Source organism: Halobacillus campisalis, assembly GCF_030345335.1.
Classification (GTDB): Bacteria; Bacillota; Bacilli; order Bacillales; family Halobacillaceae; genus Halobacillus_A; species Halobacillus_A campisalis.
The window spans coordinates 188627-207485 of sequence record NZ_JAPVRC010000002.1 but is presented as its reverse complement, the minus strand read 5'-3'; the positions used below and the strand labels follow the sequence as shown (position 1 = coordinate 207485).

At 40.3% G+C, this 18859-nt stretch carries 14 protein-coding genes; 2 read left to right on the top strand and 12 right to left on the bottom strand.

Features of this window, described 5'->3' with window-relative positions:
* Positions 1 to 7: 7 nt before the first annotated feature.
* The 11 genes from O2Q26_RS05265 to O2Q26_RS05215 all read right to left on the bottom strand — a co-directional run bounded on the left by O2Q26_RS05265 (position 8) and on the right by O2Q26_RS05215 (position 14765).
* Positions 8 to 1021, bottom strand: a complete 1014-nt coding sequence (locus O2Q26_RS05265; RefSeq protein ID WP_289214890.1) for a LacI family DNA-binding transcriptional regulator — start codon at positions 1019 to 1021, stop codon at positions 8 to 10.
* A 67-nt stretch (positions 1022 to 1088) separates the two neighbouring features.
* Positions 1089 to 1928, bottom strand: coding sequence for a carbohydrate ABC transporter permease (locus O2Q26_RS05260; protein ID WP_289214889.1), 840 nt, complete (start codon positions 1926 to 1928; stop codon positions 1089 to 1091).
* A 3-nt stretch (positions 1929 to 1931) separates the two neighbouring features.
* Positions 1932 to 2879: a carbohydrate ABC transporter permease gene (locus tag O2Q26_RS05255; RefSeq protein ID WP_289214888.1), complete on the bottom strand. Its 948-nt coding sequence runs from the start codon at positions 2877 to 2879 to the stop codon at positions 1932 to 1934.
* A 59-nt stretch (positions 2880 to 2938) separates the two neighbouring features.
* Positions 2939 to 4213, bottom strand: a complete 1275-nt coding sequence (locus O2Q26_RS05250) for an ABC transporter substrate-binding protein (RefSeq protein WP_289214887.1) — start codon at positions 4211 to 4213, stop codon at positions 2939 to 2941.
* 437 nt (positions 4214 to 4650) lie between these two features.
* The gene (locus O2Q26_RS05245; RefSeq protein ID WP_289214886.1) at positions 4651 to 5379 is read right to left on the bottom strand and encodes a TspO/MBR family protein; all 729 of its coding nucleotides are present in this window, start codon (positions 5377 to 5379) and stop codon (positions 4651 to 4653) included.
* A gap of 202 nt (positions 5380 to 5581) precedes the next feature.
* On the bottom strand, positions 5582 to 7006 hold the full coding sequence (locus O2Q26_RS05240) for an aldehyde dehydrogenase family protein (protein ID WP_289214885.1): 1425 nt from the start codon (positions 7004 to 7006) through the stop codon (positions 5582 to 5584).
* 796 nt (positions 7007 to 7802) lie between these two features.
* On the bottom strand, positions 7803 to 8981 hold the full coding sequence (purT, locus tag O2Q26_RS05235) for a formate-dependent phosphoribosylglycinamide formyltransferase (RefSeq protein ID WP_289214884.1): 1179 nt from the start codon (positions 8979 to 8981) through the stop codon (positions 7803 to 7805).
* 440 nt (positions 8982 to 9421) lie between these two features.
* Positions 9422 to 10993: an L-lactate permease gene (locus tag O2Q26_RS05230; protein WP_289214883.1), complete on the bottom strand. Its 1572-nt coding sequence runs from the start codon at positions 10991 to 10993 to the stop codon at positions 9422 to 9424.
* A gap of 282 nt (positions 10994 to 11275) precedes the next feature.
* Positions 11276 to 12277 (bottom strand): NAD-dependent epimerase, encoded by a 1002-nt coding sequence (locus O2Q26_RS05225; RefSeq protein ID WP_289214882.1) that lies wholly within the window; start codon positions 12275 to 12277, stop codon positions 11276 to 11278.
* Positions 12278 to 12398: 121 nt separating this feature from the next.
* Complete coding sequence (locus O2Q26_RS05220; RefSeq protein ID WP_289214881.1) at positions 12399 to 13448, bottom strand: sugar phosphate nucleotidyltransferase; 1050 nt, start codon at positions 13446 to 13448, stop codon at positions 12399 to 12401.
* 24 nt (positions 13449 to 13472) lie between these two features.
* Positions 13473 to 14765: a UDP-glucose dehydrogenase family protein gene (locus O2Q26_RS05215; RefSeq protein ID WP_289214880.1), complete on the bottom strand. Its 1293-nt coding sequence runs from the start codon at positions 14763 to 14765 to the stop codon at positions 13473 to 13475.
* A 198-nt stretch (positions 14766 to 14963) separates the two neighbouring features.
* Between O2Q26_RS05215 and O2Q26_RS05210 the strand changes: the two genes are divergently transcribed.
* Both O2Q26_RS05210 and O2Q26_RS05205 read left to right on the top strand, forming a co-directional pair.
* Entirely contained in the window at positions 14964 to 16064 is a 1101-nt protein-coding gene (locus O2Q26_RS05210) for a CotS family spore coat protein (protein ID WP_289214879.1), read from the top strand.
* On the top strand, positions 16061 to 17560 hold the full coding sequence (locus O2Q26_RS05205; protein WP_289214878.1) for a glycosyltransferase family 4 protein: 1500 nt from the start codon (positions 16061 to 16063) through the stop codon (positions 17558 to 17560). Before O2Q26_RS05210 ends, O2Q26_RS05205 begins: the two co-directional genes overlap by 4 nt.
* 275 nt (positions 17561 to 17835) lie before the next feature.
* On the opposite strand, the gene O2Q26_RS05200 is transcribed toward O2Q26_RS05205, so the two are convergent.
* On the bottom strand, positions 17836 to 18759 hold the full coding sequence (locus O2Q26_RS05200) for a VanW family protein (protein ID WP_289214877.1): 924 nt from the start codon (positions 18757 to 18759) through the stop codon (positions 17836 to 17838).
* Between the last annotated feature and the right edge of the window lie 100 nt (positions 18760 to 18859).

Here is an 18859-nt window from a genome sequence, read left to right as displayed (position 1 = left end):
AGTGGGACTAGCTTTCTATACTGGATGAACGAATCACAAGCTCTGGATCCACTTTAACCGGGCGAATATCATTATGATCCAGGATGAGGTCATTCAGCATTGTAGCAGCCAGTTTCCCTAATTTCTGTTTATCTTGCTTGACTGTTGTGAGTGGCGGGTCACTGTAGCGGCAAGCTTCAATGTCGTCACAGCCGATCAATTGAATGTCTTCAGGAACCGATAATCCTTTTTCCTTGATGGCTTTAAGTGCTCCAAGGGCCATCATATCTGAGGCTGCAAAAACGGCTTGTGGTAATTCTTCTGTTTGCAATATTTCTTTCATAGCTTCATAGCCACTTTCCTCGAAGAAATCCCCAAACTTCACCCATTCGTCTTTTATAGGCAGTCCAAATTGCTGCATGGCATCGACATATCCCTGATTGCGGATACTCGCCACATGAGAATTCTGTTTACCGCCTATATACGCAACTTTTCTTATTTGATTTAAGTAGAAAAACTCAACAACCTTTAAACCGATTTTCGCATTATCCGTCATAATATAGCTTGAATTCGGACCTTCCAGTTTAAGATCGATACCGATACACGGAATATTGCTTGCGGCGATTTCATGGACAGCCTCTTCAATCTCATCCCCAGCTATAATCAAACAGCCATCGACGTGGAAATGTTTGCACCGTTCCAAATACTTACTTTCCCCTTCGTAAAACTTCTCATTAGAAAATAAAAGAAGATCATATCCTTGAGCACCCACCGTTCTCTTGAAAGTATTCACTACTTCATTGAAAAAGGGGTGCTTAAAGTCCACATTGATTTTCCCGGCATAAATCAGGCCGATTAAATTCGATTTTTTAGTTGCCAGCGATTTCGCTGAGAACGTCGGCTGGTACTTTGTATCCTGCATGATCTTATAAACTTTCTCTCTTGTCGGCTCGCTGATCCCGCCATAATTGTTGATAATCTTTGAAACAGTAGCAGGAGATACACCAGCCATTTTTGCAATATCTTTTATTGTTAAATCCATCTTCATACCTCTCTTCAGAAACTGCTATCTCAATATATTGTATCAACAATCGGCAAGAGTAGCTCGCTTATTTAATCGAACCTTCCGTAATACTGGAAATGAACCATTTATTGAAGATGAGGAAAATCAAAATCAATGGAACTGTTGCCCAGAACACACCGGAAAGCAGCATGCCAAAATCTACATTGAATGAGTTGTTTAAAGAAGCCAGCGCCACTTGTAAAGTGTAAGAAGAAGGATCACGCAGAACTGTGAACTGCCACAAAAACTCTCCCCACACGAGTGTAAATACGATAATACCAAGCGTAGCAAAGGCTGGTTTAATTATAGGAAGTACAATGCTCCGATAGATTCTAAAGTTTGAGCAGCCATCTAATTTAGCTGCTTCAATCAGTTCATCTGGTACAGATTCGCTGATATATTGACGCATGAGAAAGATACCTAACGGGTTTAATAAGAACAAAACCCCTGCTCCAAATAATGTATCCAGCCACCCTAATTGAGATATCAAGTAGTATTGCGGGATCAATCCTAATTGAGGAGGGATGACCATCGTCAAGAGAATACATATGAACAAAAAGTTTTTGCCGGGAAATGAAAATTTAGCAAAAGCGAATCCCGACAGTGAACTAATCAATAGAACAATAATCGTAACGATTGAACACAACAGAATCGTGTTCCACATCGCTTGAAAAAATGGAATCGTATCTAATACCTTCTGAAAGTTTTCGATCAGCATTCCACCAGGAAGCAATGTCGGAGGAATGGAATTATACGCAGCACTTGGCTGGGTCGCCATTACAAACATCCAGTAAAACGGAAAAATGGATAAAATCGAAGCGAACCCTAACGCGATATATACTGGAATGTTTCCAGGCTTGAACCTTTTCTTTACATGCTCACTCATTCTCTAAGCCCCCTTCTTTCTGCGGCCGGCCCCGGATGTCAGCCATGTATTCAGAGCTGCTGCACCTACGATGATGATCAGCAATAAAATAGCTGTTGCTGAAGCTGTACCGAAGGAACCTAAGTTAAACGCATCTCTGTACAAGTACATAACTACCGTCATCGCTTCATCACGTGTAAAAGCAGAACTACCTAAAAATACAGTAGGCTCAGCAAATAATTGAAGCGCCCCTACAGTTGCCATAAAAACGGTTAGCAGAATGAATGGTTTCAGCAAAGGAATCGTGATGTGCATGAATTGCTGAACTTTATTAGCCCCATCGATTGTTGCTGCTTCATACAAATGTTTCGGAATACTCTGCAGTCCTGCTAAGTAAATGATCGTATTATATCCGACCCAGCGCCAGAAGACCATAAGGGAAATGGCGAATTTCGCTCCCCACTCTGACGTTTTCCAGCTGACCGGATCAATACCGAACCAGCCAATGACATAGTTGGCGAGAGCTGTTTCATTGCTGCTAAAAAACACACCGAACACCAATGCGACAGCTACCATTGAAGTAATATAAGGCATAAATATCGTCACTCTGAAAAAATTAGTAAATCGCACCGCAGCCATATTTAGGAAATACGCCAGAATAAGACCGACAATCAGCTGCGGAGCGGTTCCCATCAGCCCGATAATGACCGTGTTATATAAAGATTTCCAAAATAAGGGATCCTGCAGGACGACCGTAAAGTTTCTCAACCCTACAAAGTCCATTTCCCCAAGGCCATTCCAATCTTGAAAAGCAAGCACAATACTGAATACGGCAGGATAAAGACCGATAATTCCAAAGATGATAAAGAATGGAGCAACATACAAATAACCAGAGAGCATATCTTTTTTCTTTTCAGACAATCGACTCTCTTTCGCAGAGGAGACGCGCTGTTGTTTTTCTACACTTTCCACTTTTCTACCTCCTTACATAGAAAGGGCCAGATTGACATTCATCCGACCCTTCTTGTAAATTATCGATCAATTAACCCTTCGATACGTTCCACTGCTTCCTCCCATTCCTGCTCAGGGTCTCCACCTTCCTGAACGTTTCTAAGCGCAGTCAATACTTCATTATTAACCGTTACATACTTAGGTCCTTTGTAAACCTCAGTGATTTCTTCAGCTGCTTTAGCAAAGTATTCCGCTGTGTTCTGACCACCGAAATACTCATCAGAGTTTGAGGTGAATTCTTCCATTTCATACGTTTCTGGTGTTGAAGGGAAAAGACCGCTCTCTGTGAAAGATTTCAATTGATTCTCTGGTGACAACAGCCACTTGGAGAATTCATAAGCTTCTTCACTGTGTTCCGTTTCTTCAGGGATTGCTACATAAGAGCCTCCCCAGTTTCCAGCAAAGTCACTCGGAAGCGTCGTCACGCGCCAATCTCCAGAAGCTTCAGGTGCATTCTCTGTCATATAGCCCTTAAGCCAGGCTGGGGCCATTTCAACGCCGAAACTTCCTTTATTCAAGGCGTCTCCCCATTCAGGAGTCCACATTTCAAAGTCGCTGACATACCCTTGCTCATGCAATTCAACTGCATAATCGTAAGCGTCTTTAACACCGTTATTTTCACTAATCAGTAATTCGCCATCACGATTAAAATAACTTTGTTCTAACGCATCCATATTTGCTCGGAAAGCCATTTCCATACTATCGACCATAGGTTTATCTGTAGCTTCCAGCACTTTATCCGCCGCATCCGTGAACGCTTCAGGTGTTGAAATCAATTCGCTCACTTCATCTGGATCTGTTGGAAGACCTGCATTTTCAAAAACTCCGGTGTGATAATACATCGCTTTTGGCCCGATATCAGTCGGAAGGCCGAAAAGGAAATCACCTTCTCCATTTGCTGCCATGTTCCATTTCCAATCTAAGTATTGATCTTCAATTTCATCTGCTCCTAAATCATACATATTAGTAAAACGATCTTGAGCTTCTCTATATCGATCCAATTGATCCACTTCGATCATAGTTAGATCAGGAGCCCCAGTACCTGCAGATATTGCAGTAAAAAGGCTGTTGTGATGATCTTCTAATTCAGAAGTTTTAATATTAATTTTCACATCAGGATTTTCTTCCTCATACTCTTTTGCTAAATCTTCATAATTGGTTGCTCCAAACACCCAGAAATCCAACGTAACATTATCGCCTTCACCTGAAGCTGAATCTTCATCTCCACCACAAGCGATAAGAAACGCACACATACTCAACAGTAAGCCAGAAAGTAAACTTTTTTTCAATTTCATTATGTCTTTCCCCCTCCATTTTAAATAACCAAGGAAACGATCATCCTATTAACGAAACCGGTTTCGTTAATAGTTAAAAAAAATCAAATGATTTGATAACTTAAGTTGATTATAAAGGTATATGTATCCGTTTTCAATAGTTTTTTATAAAAATTCAAATAATTCACCCGTATTTTAGTAAACCGGTTTCTTAAAGTGGAAAGTGACGGAATTTATACTATATTCTATTGTCAAAACAATAATGTAAACGTTAACATCGAAAATGGTTTACCCAGTTTCTAGAATGTTATCGGTTATGAAATGAGTTACGATTATGGATTTCACACAGACTGCATAAAGAAAAACGTGGCAAGACTGATGAGACTCACCACGCTCCCTAAGGAAAACAAGTTGTTAACCTGAAATGATTTTCACAGTGTCGCAATGGAACACGGCAATTATTTTCTTAGCTTCAATGCGTATATAATGGTGATAAGGAAAAGACCGGCTGCCAGGATATAGGATGAGTAAACTACTAAAGGCACGTCAGCGACGTCATTTTTTACACCTATGCCGTTGAATGCCCAGACGAAAACGAGTGGGTATACCCAATCCTTTTCACTTCTCATGAAATAGAGAGCCAGCGTTACAGCAACAATTAATAACACGAAAGTCCAGAGCGCATCCGAAATCCCACCCCCGTTCCAGCCAAGGTAATTTAAATAATAACTGATATTGGTGATCGTTGCGACGCTGATCCAGCCAAGATAAACGGAGAAAGGAAGTAATTCAAAGAAAGATGCATCTGCCGCTTTTGCTTTAACATATAAACGGATCAAGGTCGTCAGTAAAAGAAGCATCACAATGACCGAGAGACCAAAGAATTCATAGTGCCACATAAAAATCCAAAGGCTGTTCAGAATACTGCTTAATACAAAAAGAAAGCTCGTGGTCTGGTAAACAGGTAGATTTCGACGGCTTGAAGGAAATTGAGAAATAACCCAAATACCAAGGAGGATGTAAATGAATCCCCATATACTGAACACATATCCAGCCGGAGTAAACAGCACGTTCAGCCTATTTGAAATGTCACCTGTCGTTTGTCCATTAAGAGGTAACGCATTAGCAAGCCCATTAACGGTGATCACGAGAAGGTAAGCGATTAGATTAAGTATAAATTTGCCCATTCCACCACTCCTTTTCAAAAATAACTACGATACATAGTATTCCTTCATAATCAAACGTAAAACATTCTTGTGCGTTCATTCCCCTGCCAACCGTTATTTTCCATAGTATGGAATCCTTTCATAAAAAACGCCTGCCCCTCATTTCATACCGAGGGGCAGGCAGGTAAAATTATTATTTGAAATACGTTGGTCTCTCATTTCTTTAGGACGGATAACCTAAAATGGTTTTCACTTCAAGATATTCTTCAATTCCGAAGTCGCCCCACTCTCTTCCGATACCAGACTGTTTAAAGCCGCCGAACGGTGAAGAAAAGTCAGCTTCGGCATCATTGACCTTCACTCGTCCTGCGCGGATGCTTGAGGCCACTTTTCTAAGCGTTTCTGAATCTTTTCCGTATACATATCCAGCCAGACCATAAATCGTATCGTTAGAAATCTGAATGGCTTCTTCGATCGTGTCATAGGTGATCACCGTCATGACAGGTCCGAAGATTTCTTCCTGAGCGATGACCATTTGATTGTCGACATCCGTAAAGATTGTCGGTTTAGTATAGTACCCTTTTTCGAGCCCTTCTGGTTTACCGGTACCTCCGACTAACAGTGTAGCTCCTTCTTCAATCCCTTTTTCAATATAGGATTGCACCGTATCCCACTGCTTCTTCGAAACGAGCGGACCTACGTAATTACCTTCACGCGGATCTCCGACAGGAAAGTCAGCCAGTGCTTTCTTCATCGCCCGTTCGAACTCGTCCTTCATGGAGGATGGAATCAATGTCCGGGTGGCTGCAGAACAGACTTGTCCGGAATTTGTTGCAATGTGACTGACGGCTGCTTTTGCGGCTTCCTCTACATTCGCATCATCTAGTATGACGAGCGGTGATTTTCCGCCGAGTTCAAGGGCGACTTTCTTAATCGTTTCTGAAGCATTTTTCATGATTTTCTCACCTGTTGCTCCAGAGCCGGTAAACGAAACAAAATCAATACCAGGGTGGGAACTGATTCCATCACCAATGACTTTCCCTGATCCGTTCACAAGATTGAAAGCGCCTTTAGGAACTCCGACTTTATCGAAAATTTCAGCTAAAATAATCGCAGCAAAAGGTGTTTGTTCTGCGGGCTTCAAGATGACAGGACTCCCTGCCGCAAATGCACTCGCAATTTTTGTGGATGTCTGATTAGTCGGGAAATTCCACGGGGTAATCAGACCGCTGACTCCAATCGATTCCTTCACACGCGTATGACCGCCATGGTCTTCCGTGAATGAAAATTTCTTCAGCGATTCTGCTGCTTGAGAAAAGTGGTTATACCCCATCATGAAGTGTACTTTCTCAGAGATCTCTAGTGGAGATCCTAGTTCGTCCGTGATGGTTTCAATGATTTCATCTTTTCTATTTTCATATTCTTTCGCAATATTTTCGAGCATTTCTACTCGTTCTTCTTTCGTGGTTTGTGAAAATGCCGGAAACGCGTCACGCGCTGCCTGTACTGCTTTATCTAAATCTTCTTTTGTTCCTAAGCTGATGTTTCCAATGACTTCTTCAGTCGCCGGGTTGACGACTACTTCTGTTTCTGAACCGGTAGAGTCTACCCATTCACCGTTAATATAATGTTGCAAATAGTTTCTCATCATTTATTCTCCTTATATTTAGAATCTCAGTACAAATTTCATTTATTTCTCTTAATCTGAAGATAGGTTTCGTTATTCTTGCTTGAAGAATGGGTTCTTGGAAATGGATCGCTTTCCGCGGGGAAGACGGCAAGCCTCCTCGAGCTAAAAGCTCTGTGGGGTCTTGCCAGTCTATCCTTTCACGCAGGAGTCTCTCCATTTCCAAGAACCCATTACCATAATGCGAGATACGAAACCACCCTTATTGTAAGGGAGAGAGCATAGTCGATGCCTGGAATTCACATAACGCAAGGGATGGAGGGGAACGGTGAGACTCCTGTGGGATACGCGGGTTGGATGAGATCCCGGAAGGCGTAGCCTGAGGAGGCTCAGCGCACGCCTACGGAAAGCGAATCGTTTCCCGGAATCCCTGACTCTCACTACTATCTAGGAATTGAGTCTTCAGGAATTCTGCATGCTATTTAATAAACGATCTTAAAAGGAACTATATGTTCTGCATATATTTATATGGCTTTATTTAACCATCATGGTAGGAATGTATCCTTTATTTAGGAAATTGAAACATCTTTAAGCTTATCGAAGAATTTTCACCAGCATTTGAAGGCTGCTTTTTCAGGCTGTGACCATCTACTAATTAAAATACTCTGTGTTTACTATATTTTGTGGATCTTCTATATAACACTCTGTTTATTGAACAAAAAAAGGGACCCTTTTTGTTTAGGATCCCTTTCATGTGTTTAACGGCAAACATAAAACTGAGCAACATTCTTCTCTTATTCCATAACAGCCGTTGTATTTAATTACTTCCTATATTCATTTGAGAAGCTGCCTCTTTGGCCCTCGCGCTTGCTTCTTCTACACTTTCCGCCTGGCTGAGCACTACAGCCATGCGGCGGCCGAAATTGGTAGAAGGCTTCCCAAAGATCCGTACTTGAGTGCGAGGCACAGTTAGTGCATTAGCTATTCCAGATATTTGATAGTTATTGCTTTCAATTGTGGATTTTACAGCGTGACTCGCCCCTTCGGTCACAAGCTGAATATCTTCTACTGGATATCCTAAAATCGCCCGTACATGAAGAGCAAACTCCGATAGATCCTGCGTGACCAAGGTCACCATTCCAGTATCGTGAGGCCGCGGAGATACTTCACTAAAGTACACACCATTTGAAGTGATAAATAACTCAACTCCAAAGACGCCATACCCTCCGATCTCATCAGTTACTTTTTTCGCAATGTCCTTTGCCTGTCTGATGTTTTCTTCGCTCATCCCATGGGGCTGCCACGATTGAATGTAATCCCCGTCCTGTTGGAGATGGCCAATGGGCGGACAGTAAAATGTACCTGTGGAAGAGCGGACGGTTAACAGAGTAATTTCCGATTCAAAATGAATGAACTCTTCTACGATCACCCGTGTACTGTTTCCTCGTCCGCTTCCGATGGCTTCCTGCCAGGAAGCTTCAATATCCGCTTCTGTCCGGCACAAACTTTGCCCTTTTCCAGAAGAACTCATAATGGGTTTGATGACGCACGGCGTACCGATAACGGTTACTGCTTCTTTTAATTCTTCCAAGGAATTAGCAAACTCGTATTTGGCCGTTGGAAGATCGAGTTTTTCACTGGCCAGCCGACGTATGCCTTCCCGATCCATCGTTAATTGGGTGGCGTAAGCTGTAGGGATCACGTTATACCCTTCCTGCTCCATTTCTAACAGGGTGGCTGTTGCAATAGCTTCTATTTCAGGTACGATAAAATCAGGTTTTTCTTGTTCGATCACTTCGCGCAGTTGTCTGCCATCCAGCATATCAATAACATGAAAACGATGAGCTGTCTGCATCGCTGGCGCCCCTTCATATCGATCAACAGCAATGGTTTCTACTCCTAGCCGCTGCGCCTCAATAACAACTTCTTTTCCTAACTCCCCTGCTCCTAGCAGCATGATCTTTTGGGCATTTTGTTGGTTTGGTGCTCCATACATGGCGAAATCCTCCTGAATGTTTTTGATTTACCGTTATTTTATCCCCTATCACCACTATATAGCAAGGTAATACAGGCAATTAACGAACATTTTTTAAAAAATAACAATAAACGTTCATATTTTATCACCCGGTTCAGTAATTCCACACAGTCTCACTTATAGACGCCAAGCAGTACTAACTTGTTGAAGCTTGAGGATCTGCTAAAAGATTTTTGATGGCTTCCCTTGCCGAAAGCGGTTTTTCCGATATTGAAGACGGATTGACTGAAGCGGGCTGCTGAGTGGATTTATTATTATGCCTATGGTTCATACCAGCGATTACGGTTTCTTTTAGAAAAGATAGCCGGCAGTCTTTTAACCAAGGTCAATAAAACGTAAAAAGTCAACGACTGACAGACTCTCGGCTGTGTCGTTGACTTTGTTATGATGACGGATGTTAGTTAAAAAAAGAAAGATAAGATAAATGTCCAAATACAAACAAAGATCAATAAAGCAATGCTGTATTTTAAAGCCATTTTAGTAAGCATAGCTTCACTCCCGATTTTACCAACGGCCGCAGTCGCTATAACGATGGATTGCGGAGATACTAGTTTTGCCATAACTCCACCCGCTGTGTTGGCAGAAATTAAGAGGGCAGAATTTGTGCCAAGAATATCCCCTGCCGTTGCTTGAATTGGGGCAAATAACGTATTGTTATTAACCACAGATCCCGTCATAAACACGCCAATCCATCCTAATATTGGAGAAAGCAGTGGGAAAATCGCTCCTGTTGTGGCTACGGCCTCTCCTAAAGCCACAGTGAGTCCGCCATATGTCATTAGTTTAGCAATTCCAATAATTGCGCTGATCATCACAATAGGAATCCAGAACTCAACCACCGTTTTTTTAATGAGACCGAGCCCCTCAGGAAGGTTGATCGCTTTAGTTGTTGCTATCGTAGTTAACCCAGCTAATAATATAGCTGTGCCTGTTGCTCCAATTAAATTCAGACTGATATCAATGGAAGATCCAGGTATTCCGAATTTTATAAGAGATCCTGTAAGTAAGCCCCCCTCTGCGAATAATCCTTTAAAAGCAGGTAAGCTCCATACGAATATGAAAATTGTCAGCAGATAAAATGGGGACCAAGCCTTAACGATAGAGCCAATACTGTATTTTTCTTGTTCAATTTTTTGTTCATTAAGTAAAAAGATATGTTGCGGCTGCCACTTTTGAAGAAATAGTGCCAATACTCCCATTGCTAATAAAGAAGGAATAATATCCGCCAGTTCAGGACCAACCCAAACTGTAATCATAGCTTGTGTAACTGTATAAGTAGCAGAAGTCACTATTATTGCAGGAAAGACCTCTTTAATTCCTTTAAATCCATCAATGATCCATATTAATAAAAACGGAATAGTAAAGTTGATAATCGGTAAAGTCAGTGCAGTCATAACCGAAACATCCATTGAAGATACTCCTTCAATGCTGAACGTATCGATGATTCCTACAGGTATACCAATAGCGCCAAAGGCTCCTGAAGCACCATTCGCCACTAAACAAAGCATAGCAGCCTTCAAAGGTTTAAAGCCTAAGGATACTAACATTACAGCACATATAGCAATAGGTACGCCAAAGCCGGCTGCCCCTTCAAGAAAAGCGTTGAAGCAAAATCCGATAAGTAATAGTTGAATACGCTGATCTTGAGAAATTCCAGCGATACTGCCGCGTAGTACATCAAATTTCCCTGATTTCATAGAAATTTTGTATAACCAGACGGCCATCACAATGATAAATCCAATAGGCATGATTCCTTGAATCAGTCCCTCAATCACACTGCCCACAGCTTCACCTAATGGCAATTCAAATACTATAATAGCAATACTGAACGTAACGGCTATGTTTAATAACGCAGCTTGTATACCTTTCATTCTTAAAACAGTTAAACATAATAAAAATAATAAAATAGGAATGGCCGCTACTGCTGCTGAAATTGCTAAGTTATTGAACGGATTAAATGTTTCTACAATCATGATGAACTGCCCCTTTAGTTTCAAAAATTTTCATTAATTATTTGTGAATATGTTCACAAATACTCACAAAAAAATAACAACTTAGAGTGTTTATATATTGTGAAGTTATTCACAATTAAAATTTTACTACATGTGTATCGTTTTCGCAACATGTTAATTATACGTTTAAACAATTAATTATCCGCTGCTCCTCCCCCTCTAAAAAGCCACGGACATATGTAATCTCTTGGAATAGTAACTTTTGATACTCATCGAAAAAGGAGCGGGTGTTATACCTGCTCCTTAAACTCCATAATAGTCTTTATACCAATCAACAAACTTTCCGACGCCTTCCTTTATGGAGGTGTTCGGTTTATAACCTACATCTCTTACTAAATCGTCGACATCTGCATAAGTGGCAACGACATCGCCATCCTGCAAGGGTAAATAATCTTTCTTCGCTTGAACTCCCAGTTTTTCTTCAATGGCTGTAATAAAATCCATTAGTTTTACGGGACGACTATTGCCAATGTTATAGATTTTGTAAGGGGCGTAACTTGTTCCTGGGTCAGGCGAGTCACCACTCCATTTAAGATTAGGGACAGGTTCTTTTCCAATTAACCTGACAATACCTTCAACAATGTCATCAATATATGTGAAATCTCTTTCCATATGGCCATGATTATATACTTTTATCGGTTTTCCTTCGAGTATTGCTTTTGTAAAAGTGAAAAGAGCCATATCTGGACGTCCCCATGGTCCATAAACGGTGAAAAATCGCAGGCCGGTAGTGGGTAGTTTATATAAATGACTGTAAGTATGAGCCATCAGTTCATTAGTCTTTTTAGTCGCGGCGTACAGGCTGACAGGGTGATCAACATTATCGTGAACAGAGAAGGGCATTTTTGTGTTAGCTCCATAGACAGAGCTGGATGATGCGTAAATAAGTTGCTTGACAGGATAGTGACGGCAGGCTTCCAGTATATTCATAAATCCTGCCACATTGGATTTTATATAGGCCTGGGGATTTTCCAAACTGTAACGAACCCCTGCCTGGGCAGCTAAATCAATGACGACAGCCGGCCTATATTTATTAAAGATATGATTCAGTTGATCACGGTTTCCACGATCGACTTTTTCAAAAATAAAGAGTTTGTGTTTCAGCCACTGCAACCGATCTTTCTTTAAAGTTACATCGTAATAATCATTTAAATTATCAATTCCTATTACAGCGTGCCCATCTTCAACAAGCCGTTTGGCCAGATGAGCCCCTATAAATCCGGCCGCTCCGGTTACTAATATCATAGATTAAACCTCAATTCCCAGAAAATATTCCTCTTTTGTACTGTATGTAACGAGGGGTATTCCTGTTCATTAAGATAGTCCCGCACCTCTTTTTTAGCCGCAGGACTACTAGTGTAAATATCTATTCATTAGATTCCTTTTTCGTTTCGTCGGCATCTGAAAAAATGAGAGAAGAATCATCACTAAACAGCCCGTGGAGTGAAAGGTTTTTCGAGTCTTTTCCAATCAGCTTTGTATTTTCTCCAAAAATGCTTTCGGTAATATCGTAAGGGATATTTTTCAAGTGAGAGTTCTTTAGGATAATGCTGTTCTTAATGGTACATTCTTCTATAGTTGTATTTGGCTCAATAGAAACGTAAGGTCCTATGACTGAATTTGTGATTATGCAATTACCTCCTATTTTTACAGGAGGTATAATAACTGAATTTTCCACTTGGTCATTGTCCACTGGAAGAGCATATTTTTTCAATATCCATTGGTTGGCTTCTAACCATCTTTCCATAGTTCCAACATCGAATGTAGGTTTACTCGCTTTCACGTAGTTAATAGAAAAATTATGATCTATGAGCCATTGAATGGCATCGGAAATTTCGTACTCTCCACGTGCAGAAGGAGTGATGGAATGAATAGCTTTAAATATATGAACATCGAATATATAAGCACCGCAGACGGCTAAATTGGATTTAGGCTTTGCTGGCTTCTCTTCTATATTTATAATTTTCTTCTCTTTTATTTCAGCTATCCCGTAATCTTTTGGTTTTTTAACTTTGGTAACCATAACCGTAGCATGGATATCGTTTGTATTGAATGCCTCTTTCAAAGGAAACAAAGGCTCATCAAATAAATTATCTCCTAATAGCAATACAAAGGAGTCTTGACCGATAAATTCCTCTGCTTGACCTACTGCATGTGCAATTCCTTTCTGCTCATGTTGATATATATAATGAAGAACCAAGTCTTCTTTATTCTCTAATTGTAAATATTCATTAAACATATCAGTTTGACCGGGCTGAATGACTAACCCTACTTCACGAATACCTAGATTATATAAGTGGTTAATCCCGTATTGTATAACTGGTTGATTGGCTACAGGTAAAAGCGGTTTCGGCTTTGTGTAAGATAAAGGACGCAGCCTGGTACCTCTCCCAGCCGCCAAAATTAATCCTTTCATTTTTTTCTCCTTCCCAGGCAGACTTTAGTCATAACCTATTCCCTCATAAGTGAACCCTAATTTCTTTATGCAATCAGCCTCTAAAATATTTCTTCCATCAAAAATATAATGTCCCTTCACTAATTCACTTATTTTAGCCCAGTCTATTTCTTGATAAAGTGGCCAATCCGTGCAAATGATAATAAGATCAGCCCCTTCTGTTGCTTCATAAGGATCGTTAATTTGTTTAACTCCTTTATTCACCCATTCGTTCGGAAGCTTTACAATTGGGTCATGAACAATAACATTTGCTTTTTCTTGTAATAATTTTTTAATAATGGAAAAAGAAACAGACTCTCGTATATCATCTGTATGTGGTTTAAATGATAATCCTAGTAATACAATCCTCTTATCTGCTAAAGAAGGAAATTCCTTCATTACCTTTTCTATAAAGTATTGAGGTTGATCGTGATTGACCCTTTCCACTTCTTTCAGAATGCGGAGAGGGCAGCCCCGGTGATCAGCGGTCCACAGGAGTTCTTTTACATCCTTTGGGAAGCATGACCCTCCGTACCCTAAACCAGCCTGTAAAAAGGCGCCCCCAATCCTGTCATCCAACCCCATTCCTTTGGCGACATCTTGAACATGGATGCCGAACTGATCACAGAGTCTTGCTATTTCATTAATGAAAGATATTTTCGTAGCTAAAAAAGCATTGGAAGCATATTTAGTCATTTCTGCCGCTACAGGCGTTGTTCTTATAAACGGACAATTTAAGTTTGAATAAATTTGTTCTAAAGTGTTAAAAGCTTCGTCACTGTGACTTCCAAGGACAACGCGGTCAGGGTTAAGCGCATCCTGTAATGCTCTTCCTTCTCTTAAGAATTCAGGATTCATAACGACATCGAAAGGAGAAGAATCTTTAGTTGCCTCTTCAATCCACTGTTTTACATTTTCCGTTGTCCCTAGAGGTACGGTGCTTTTCACAACTACTATTTTTTTGCTGTTTTTATATTTACCGATCATTTCGGCTGCTTGTCTAATGTAGGTTAAATCTGCATTTCCGTTGTTAAGGGAGGGTGTCCCGACAGTAATGAAGATAACTTCATTGTCTTTAATAGCTTCTTTTGGATCAGAAGTAAAGGATAGCCTTTTGGTTTGCAGATGCTTGGATAGCATCTCTTGTAAAGCAGGCTCGTGAAAATATAGAATTCCTTTTGTTAATGACTCTATCTTTGCCTTATCCACATCTAATCCACTAACCTCGTGACCTGTATTTGCCAGGGCAACTCCCATCGTCGTGCCTACATACCCCATTCCAATAATTAAAATCTTCATTTTCTTAAACCCCCCTTAATTAACGAGCTATATTACTATATTTAGATTTATTAAATAGGTAACGGCGAATAACTGTAACAGAGAAAAAGGTGGAGGAAACACTTTTATGAAATCCTTTTATTCTTATTTTCTAGCCATCCCCCCATACCTTCTCTAATTCATTTGAATAGGATGATACTACTATGGAGGTGAGAAAAAATGATCGATCAAATCATAGAACCATGGGAAGAAGATGGAACGTTAGAAGAATTATATGTTCCTGAATATATTAAGAACATTGGACTTGAAGTTGCTAAGTATTACGACTTTACTGTTGAAAAAATGACAGTAATGGCCATAAAACCTGAAAAAGGGGGAGCCATTTGGAAGATTGATACAGATAAAGGTCCTTTTAGCTTGAAGCTATTGCACCGAAGACCCTCTCACAGTAAATTCAGTTTAGGAGCCCAGGAATATCTAGTTCACGACCAAAAATCCAGAGTACCGGCTATTATACCTACTAGAGATGGAGAAAAGTATGTTGAAAAAGGGGGGAAGTTGTGGTTTGTAGCCGATTGGATAGAGACGTTATATCAACTTCCACAGGACTTAGAAGGCACAAAAAAGCTTTGCAACGCATTAGGAGAGTTTCACAATCTTACTAAAGGATACGTGCCACCAGCCGATGCTGATATAGTTTCTCGTTTACATCGCTGGCCAAGAACGTATGAGCGAATGGAAAAAAAGATGAACTGGTTCAGGGATATTGCGACAGCATATAGTGAAATGCCAGCTAGCGCAGTCATTCTTTCAGTTATTGATATGTTTCAACGACAAGCTCAGGAAGCTATAAACAGTTTAGAAAATTCTCCTTATTATGAGATCGTCTCGCGTGGAACAAAGGATGCCGGACTTGTTCACCAGGACTATGGATGGTCCAACGCTCAAATGGCAGAGGATGGGGTGTGGATCATTGATTTAGATGGAGTTGCTTATGATATCACCATTCGCGACTTAAGAAAATTGATTGTTCAATGTATGCATACAAATGGCCAATGGGATATTCATTGGATACGGGAAATGGTTCAGGCTTATCATGAAGCTAATCCTATTTCAGACGAAGAGTTTGAAATGTTGCTAATCGATTTGTCTTTGCCTAACTTATTTTATAAAAATGTGAAATATATGGTTTATTCTCCTGCCACTTTTTTAAATGAAGAACTTGAAAAAGAAGTTCAATTCATTATTAAGCTGGAGGAACAAAAGTGGTCAGTTTTAGAAGAACTTGCGCAAGATAGGAAAGGAGGGACCACTGAGTGAAAGTTTTAATTATTTGCACAGAAAAATTACCTGTACCTGCCATTCGTGGAGGAGCTATACAAACTTATATTGATGGAGCTCTTCCAGTATTAAAACAACAGCATGACATTACTGTCTTAAGTCGAAGTGATGCCGATTTACCTGACAGTGAGATAAGGGACGGAATACGTTACGCTCGAGTAGAAGGCGGGTTACTGGAGCCATATCGAGAAAATATAGTTGAATTTCTCAAATCATCTCCTGTTCAATATGATCTCATTCACATTTTTAACAGACCCAGGCTGGTCAGTGCCGTACGTGAATTAGCTCCAGACGCTAAGATTGTTTTAAGTATGCATAATGACATGTTTAAAGCAGAGAAGATTGCTCGAGAAGAAGGAGCAGCGGCAGTAAGAAATGTAGACAAAATTATAACTATAAGCAATTATATCGGGAAAACGATAAGGGACTTGTTTCCAGAATCTGCTCCAAAACTGCAAACCATTTATTCTGGGGTTGATTTAGAACGGTTTGCTCCTTCATATTCTAGCCAAGCTAAAGAAATGCGGGACCGATTAAGGAATGAGCATAACTTATCCAGTAAGAAAGTCATTCTTTTTGCGGGTAGACTTTCTCCCAACAAAGGAATTGATGTACTCGTTCGCGCAATTCCAGAATTAGCAAAGAAGCATGATGATATCGCATTAGTCATTATGGGAAGTAAATGGTTCAGTGACAATGCCGTTACTGATTATATAGCTTATGTTCGTGCATTAGCTGAACGCCTCCCCATCTCAGTGGTATTAACCGGATTTGTATCTCCAGATAAAATTCAAGAGTGGTTTGCGGCTTCGGATATTTTCGTTTGCACTTCCCAGTGGCAAGAGCCCCTCGCTCGCGTTCATTATGAAGCTATGGCGGCGGCATTACCAATAGTTACGACCGATCGCGGTGGAAACAAAGAAGTTATTGAACCTTACAAGAATGGGGTTATAGTAGAAAAACCGGAAGATACAGGTGAATTTGTAAAACATATATCTTATCTGCTCTCAAACCCAGAACTTGGAGCACAAATGGGAAGGTACGGGCGGAGTCTAGCTGAAAAGTATTATTCCTGGGATAGGGTGGTGCAAGATATCTCTTCCGTATGGGATCAAGTGGAACACGCAGAAGAATACACAGCAGAACCAGTATTAGAAGCAAATAAAGAAAGCTACCTTACCCCTGAAGAAACCTTTGCAGAAGTGGCCAATACGATAGAAGATGTTATTAAGTTGCAGCCTGCTGATGAATTACAACTACCAGCTAATGAAGAAAGCAGTCTTAATACCAAACACATCGTTGCAGATGTCTATAATATGCCGGAAAACGAAGAATTGGAGTCTGCCGATGAATTACAAGTATCAGCAAATGATGAGGTACAGTCCGAAAGTAAAAGAGAGAAAGATTTAAACCGACTAAAAGATATTTGCTTATTACTACTTTTGTACTATCTTCAGGAAAAGAGAAGAATTTAATGCTAGTTTTTCACCCCAGGCTAATGGCCTGGGGTTACCTGATGATATAGGTAAGAAAAGGATTAACCCTTTACTGGATAAGCTGCAAGAAACAACCATGTAGCGATGAGCTTTCTTTTTAATTGTATAACTGAAAAGTCAACCCGAGGTGCTGTAGTTACACGTACTCTGCCATTATTTAAAACGCGGGTATCAATATTAAATCATCACTTAAAAATACGGATTTGGTTTACACCTGATGATTCATATGCTTTTATAAACGGTTATTTATCGTATTATCGGTTACTAATGGTGCTTGTATTCTTTTCCTCAGGCAGCTTCTTACTGGCATCCGGAATATCCTTCGGGTCAAAATTAATAACGTCAGAAGAATATACCGTAATACTCATCTGTCCTCCGTAAACATTTGAGCGAATTAATATCGGCTGATTATACTGATTTTTAAAAGTAAAATCAGGCCCATACCAGCTCACCGTAGCATCCCTTCCTGAAGGTACATAAGGTACACGTTTACTGTGAGAATAACGTTCCATCACTTTTACACCAGCGTTAGCCACGGAGTTAAACAATGTAGAAGAAACCTGACATATGCCGCCGCCAATGCCTTCTGTCACTTCGCCCTTCACAATCACGGGGGCATCCTTATACCCTTTTTCCTTTGTTCTTTTACCGACTACCTGATTAAATGAAAAAACTTCTCCTGGAAATACTACATGACTGTCAATTGCTTTTGAAGCTAGACGAATATTATGGGATCTTTCTTTATTGTTCGAATTAAAATAGGTCACATAATGGCCAATCTGCCTTGTCCGTATATTGGCGAGCAGTTCAACGTCTACTTTAGGAGATATGGCGATCTTAGGCACATGCATGGCTTCTGCCTCTGTCCCATATAAATACTGGTGAAATATTTCTAAGAATTTTTCACGATATATTTTATATCCGATTTCTCCAGGGATGATTTCTCCTGAATCACGTATTTTTGCATTTACAGGTTCTTGGCTTACTTCAGGCTCCAGCTGATCGATCAGCTGCTGTATTTTATCTTGATCTACAAATGGCTTTCCGAGAAAATCTGCTTCAAAGTTCTCTCGATTAACACGTTGAACCTCTTCCCCGTCATCGATGATGGATAAATCATCTTGTTGAATAAAAGGCTGAGATGCAAGCAAACATAAAGACATCATCACAAATTTCATACGAAATCCTCCTACCGTTAGTTAGTATAAGTAGAAGGTTGAAAATCATGTGAAGAACTTTGAAGATGCAAAAAGACAACTCACCCGCAGGAAAGTTGTC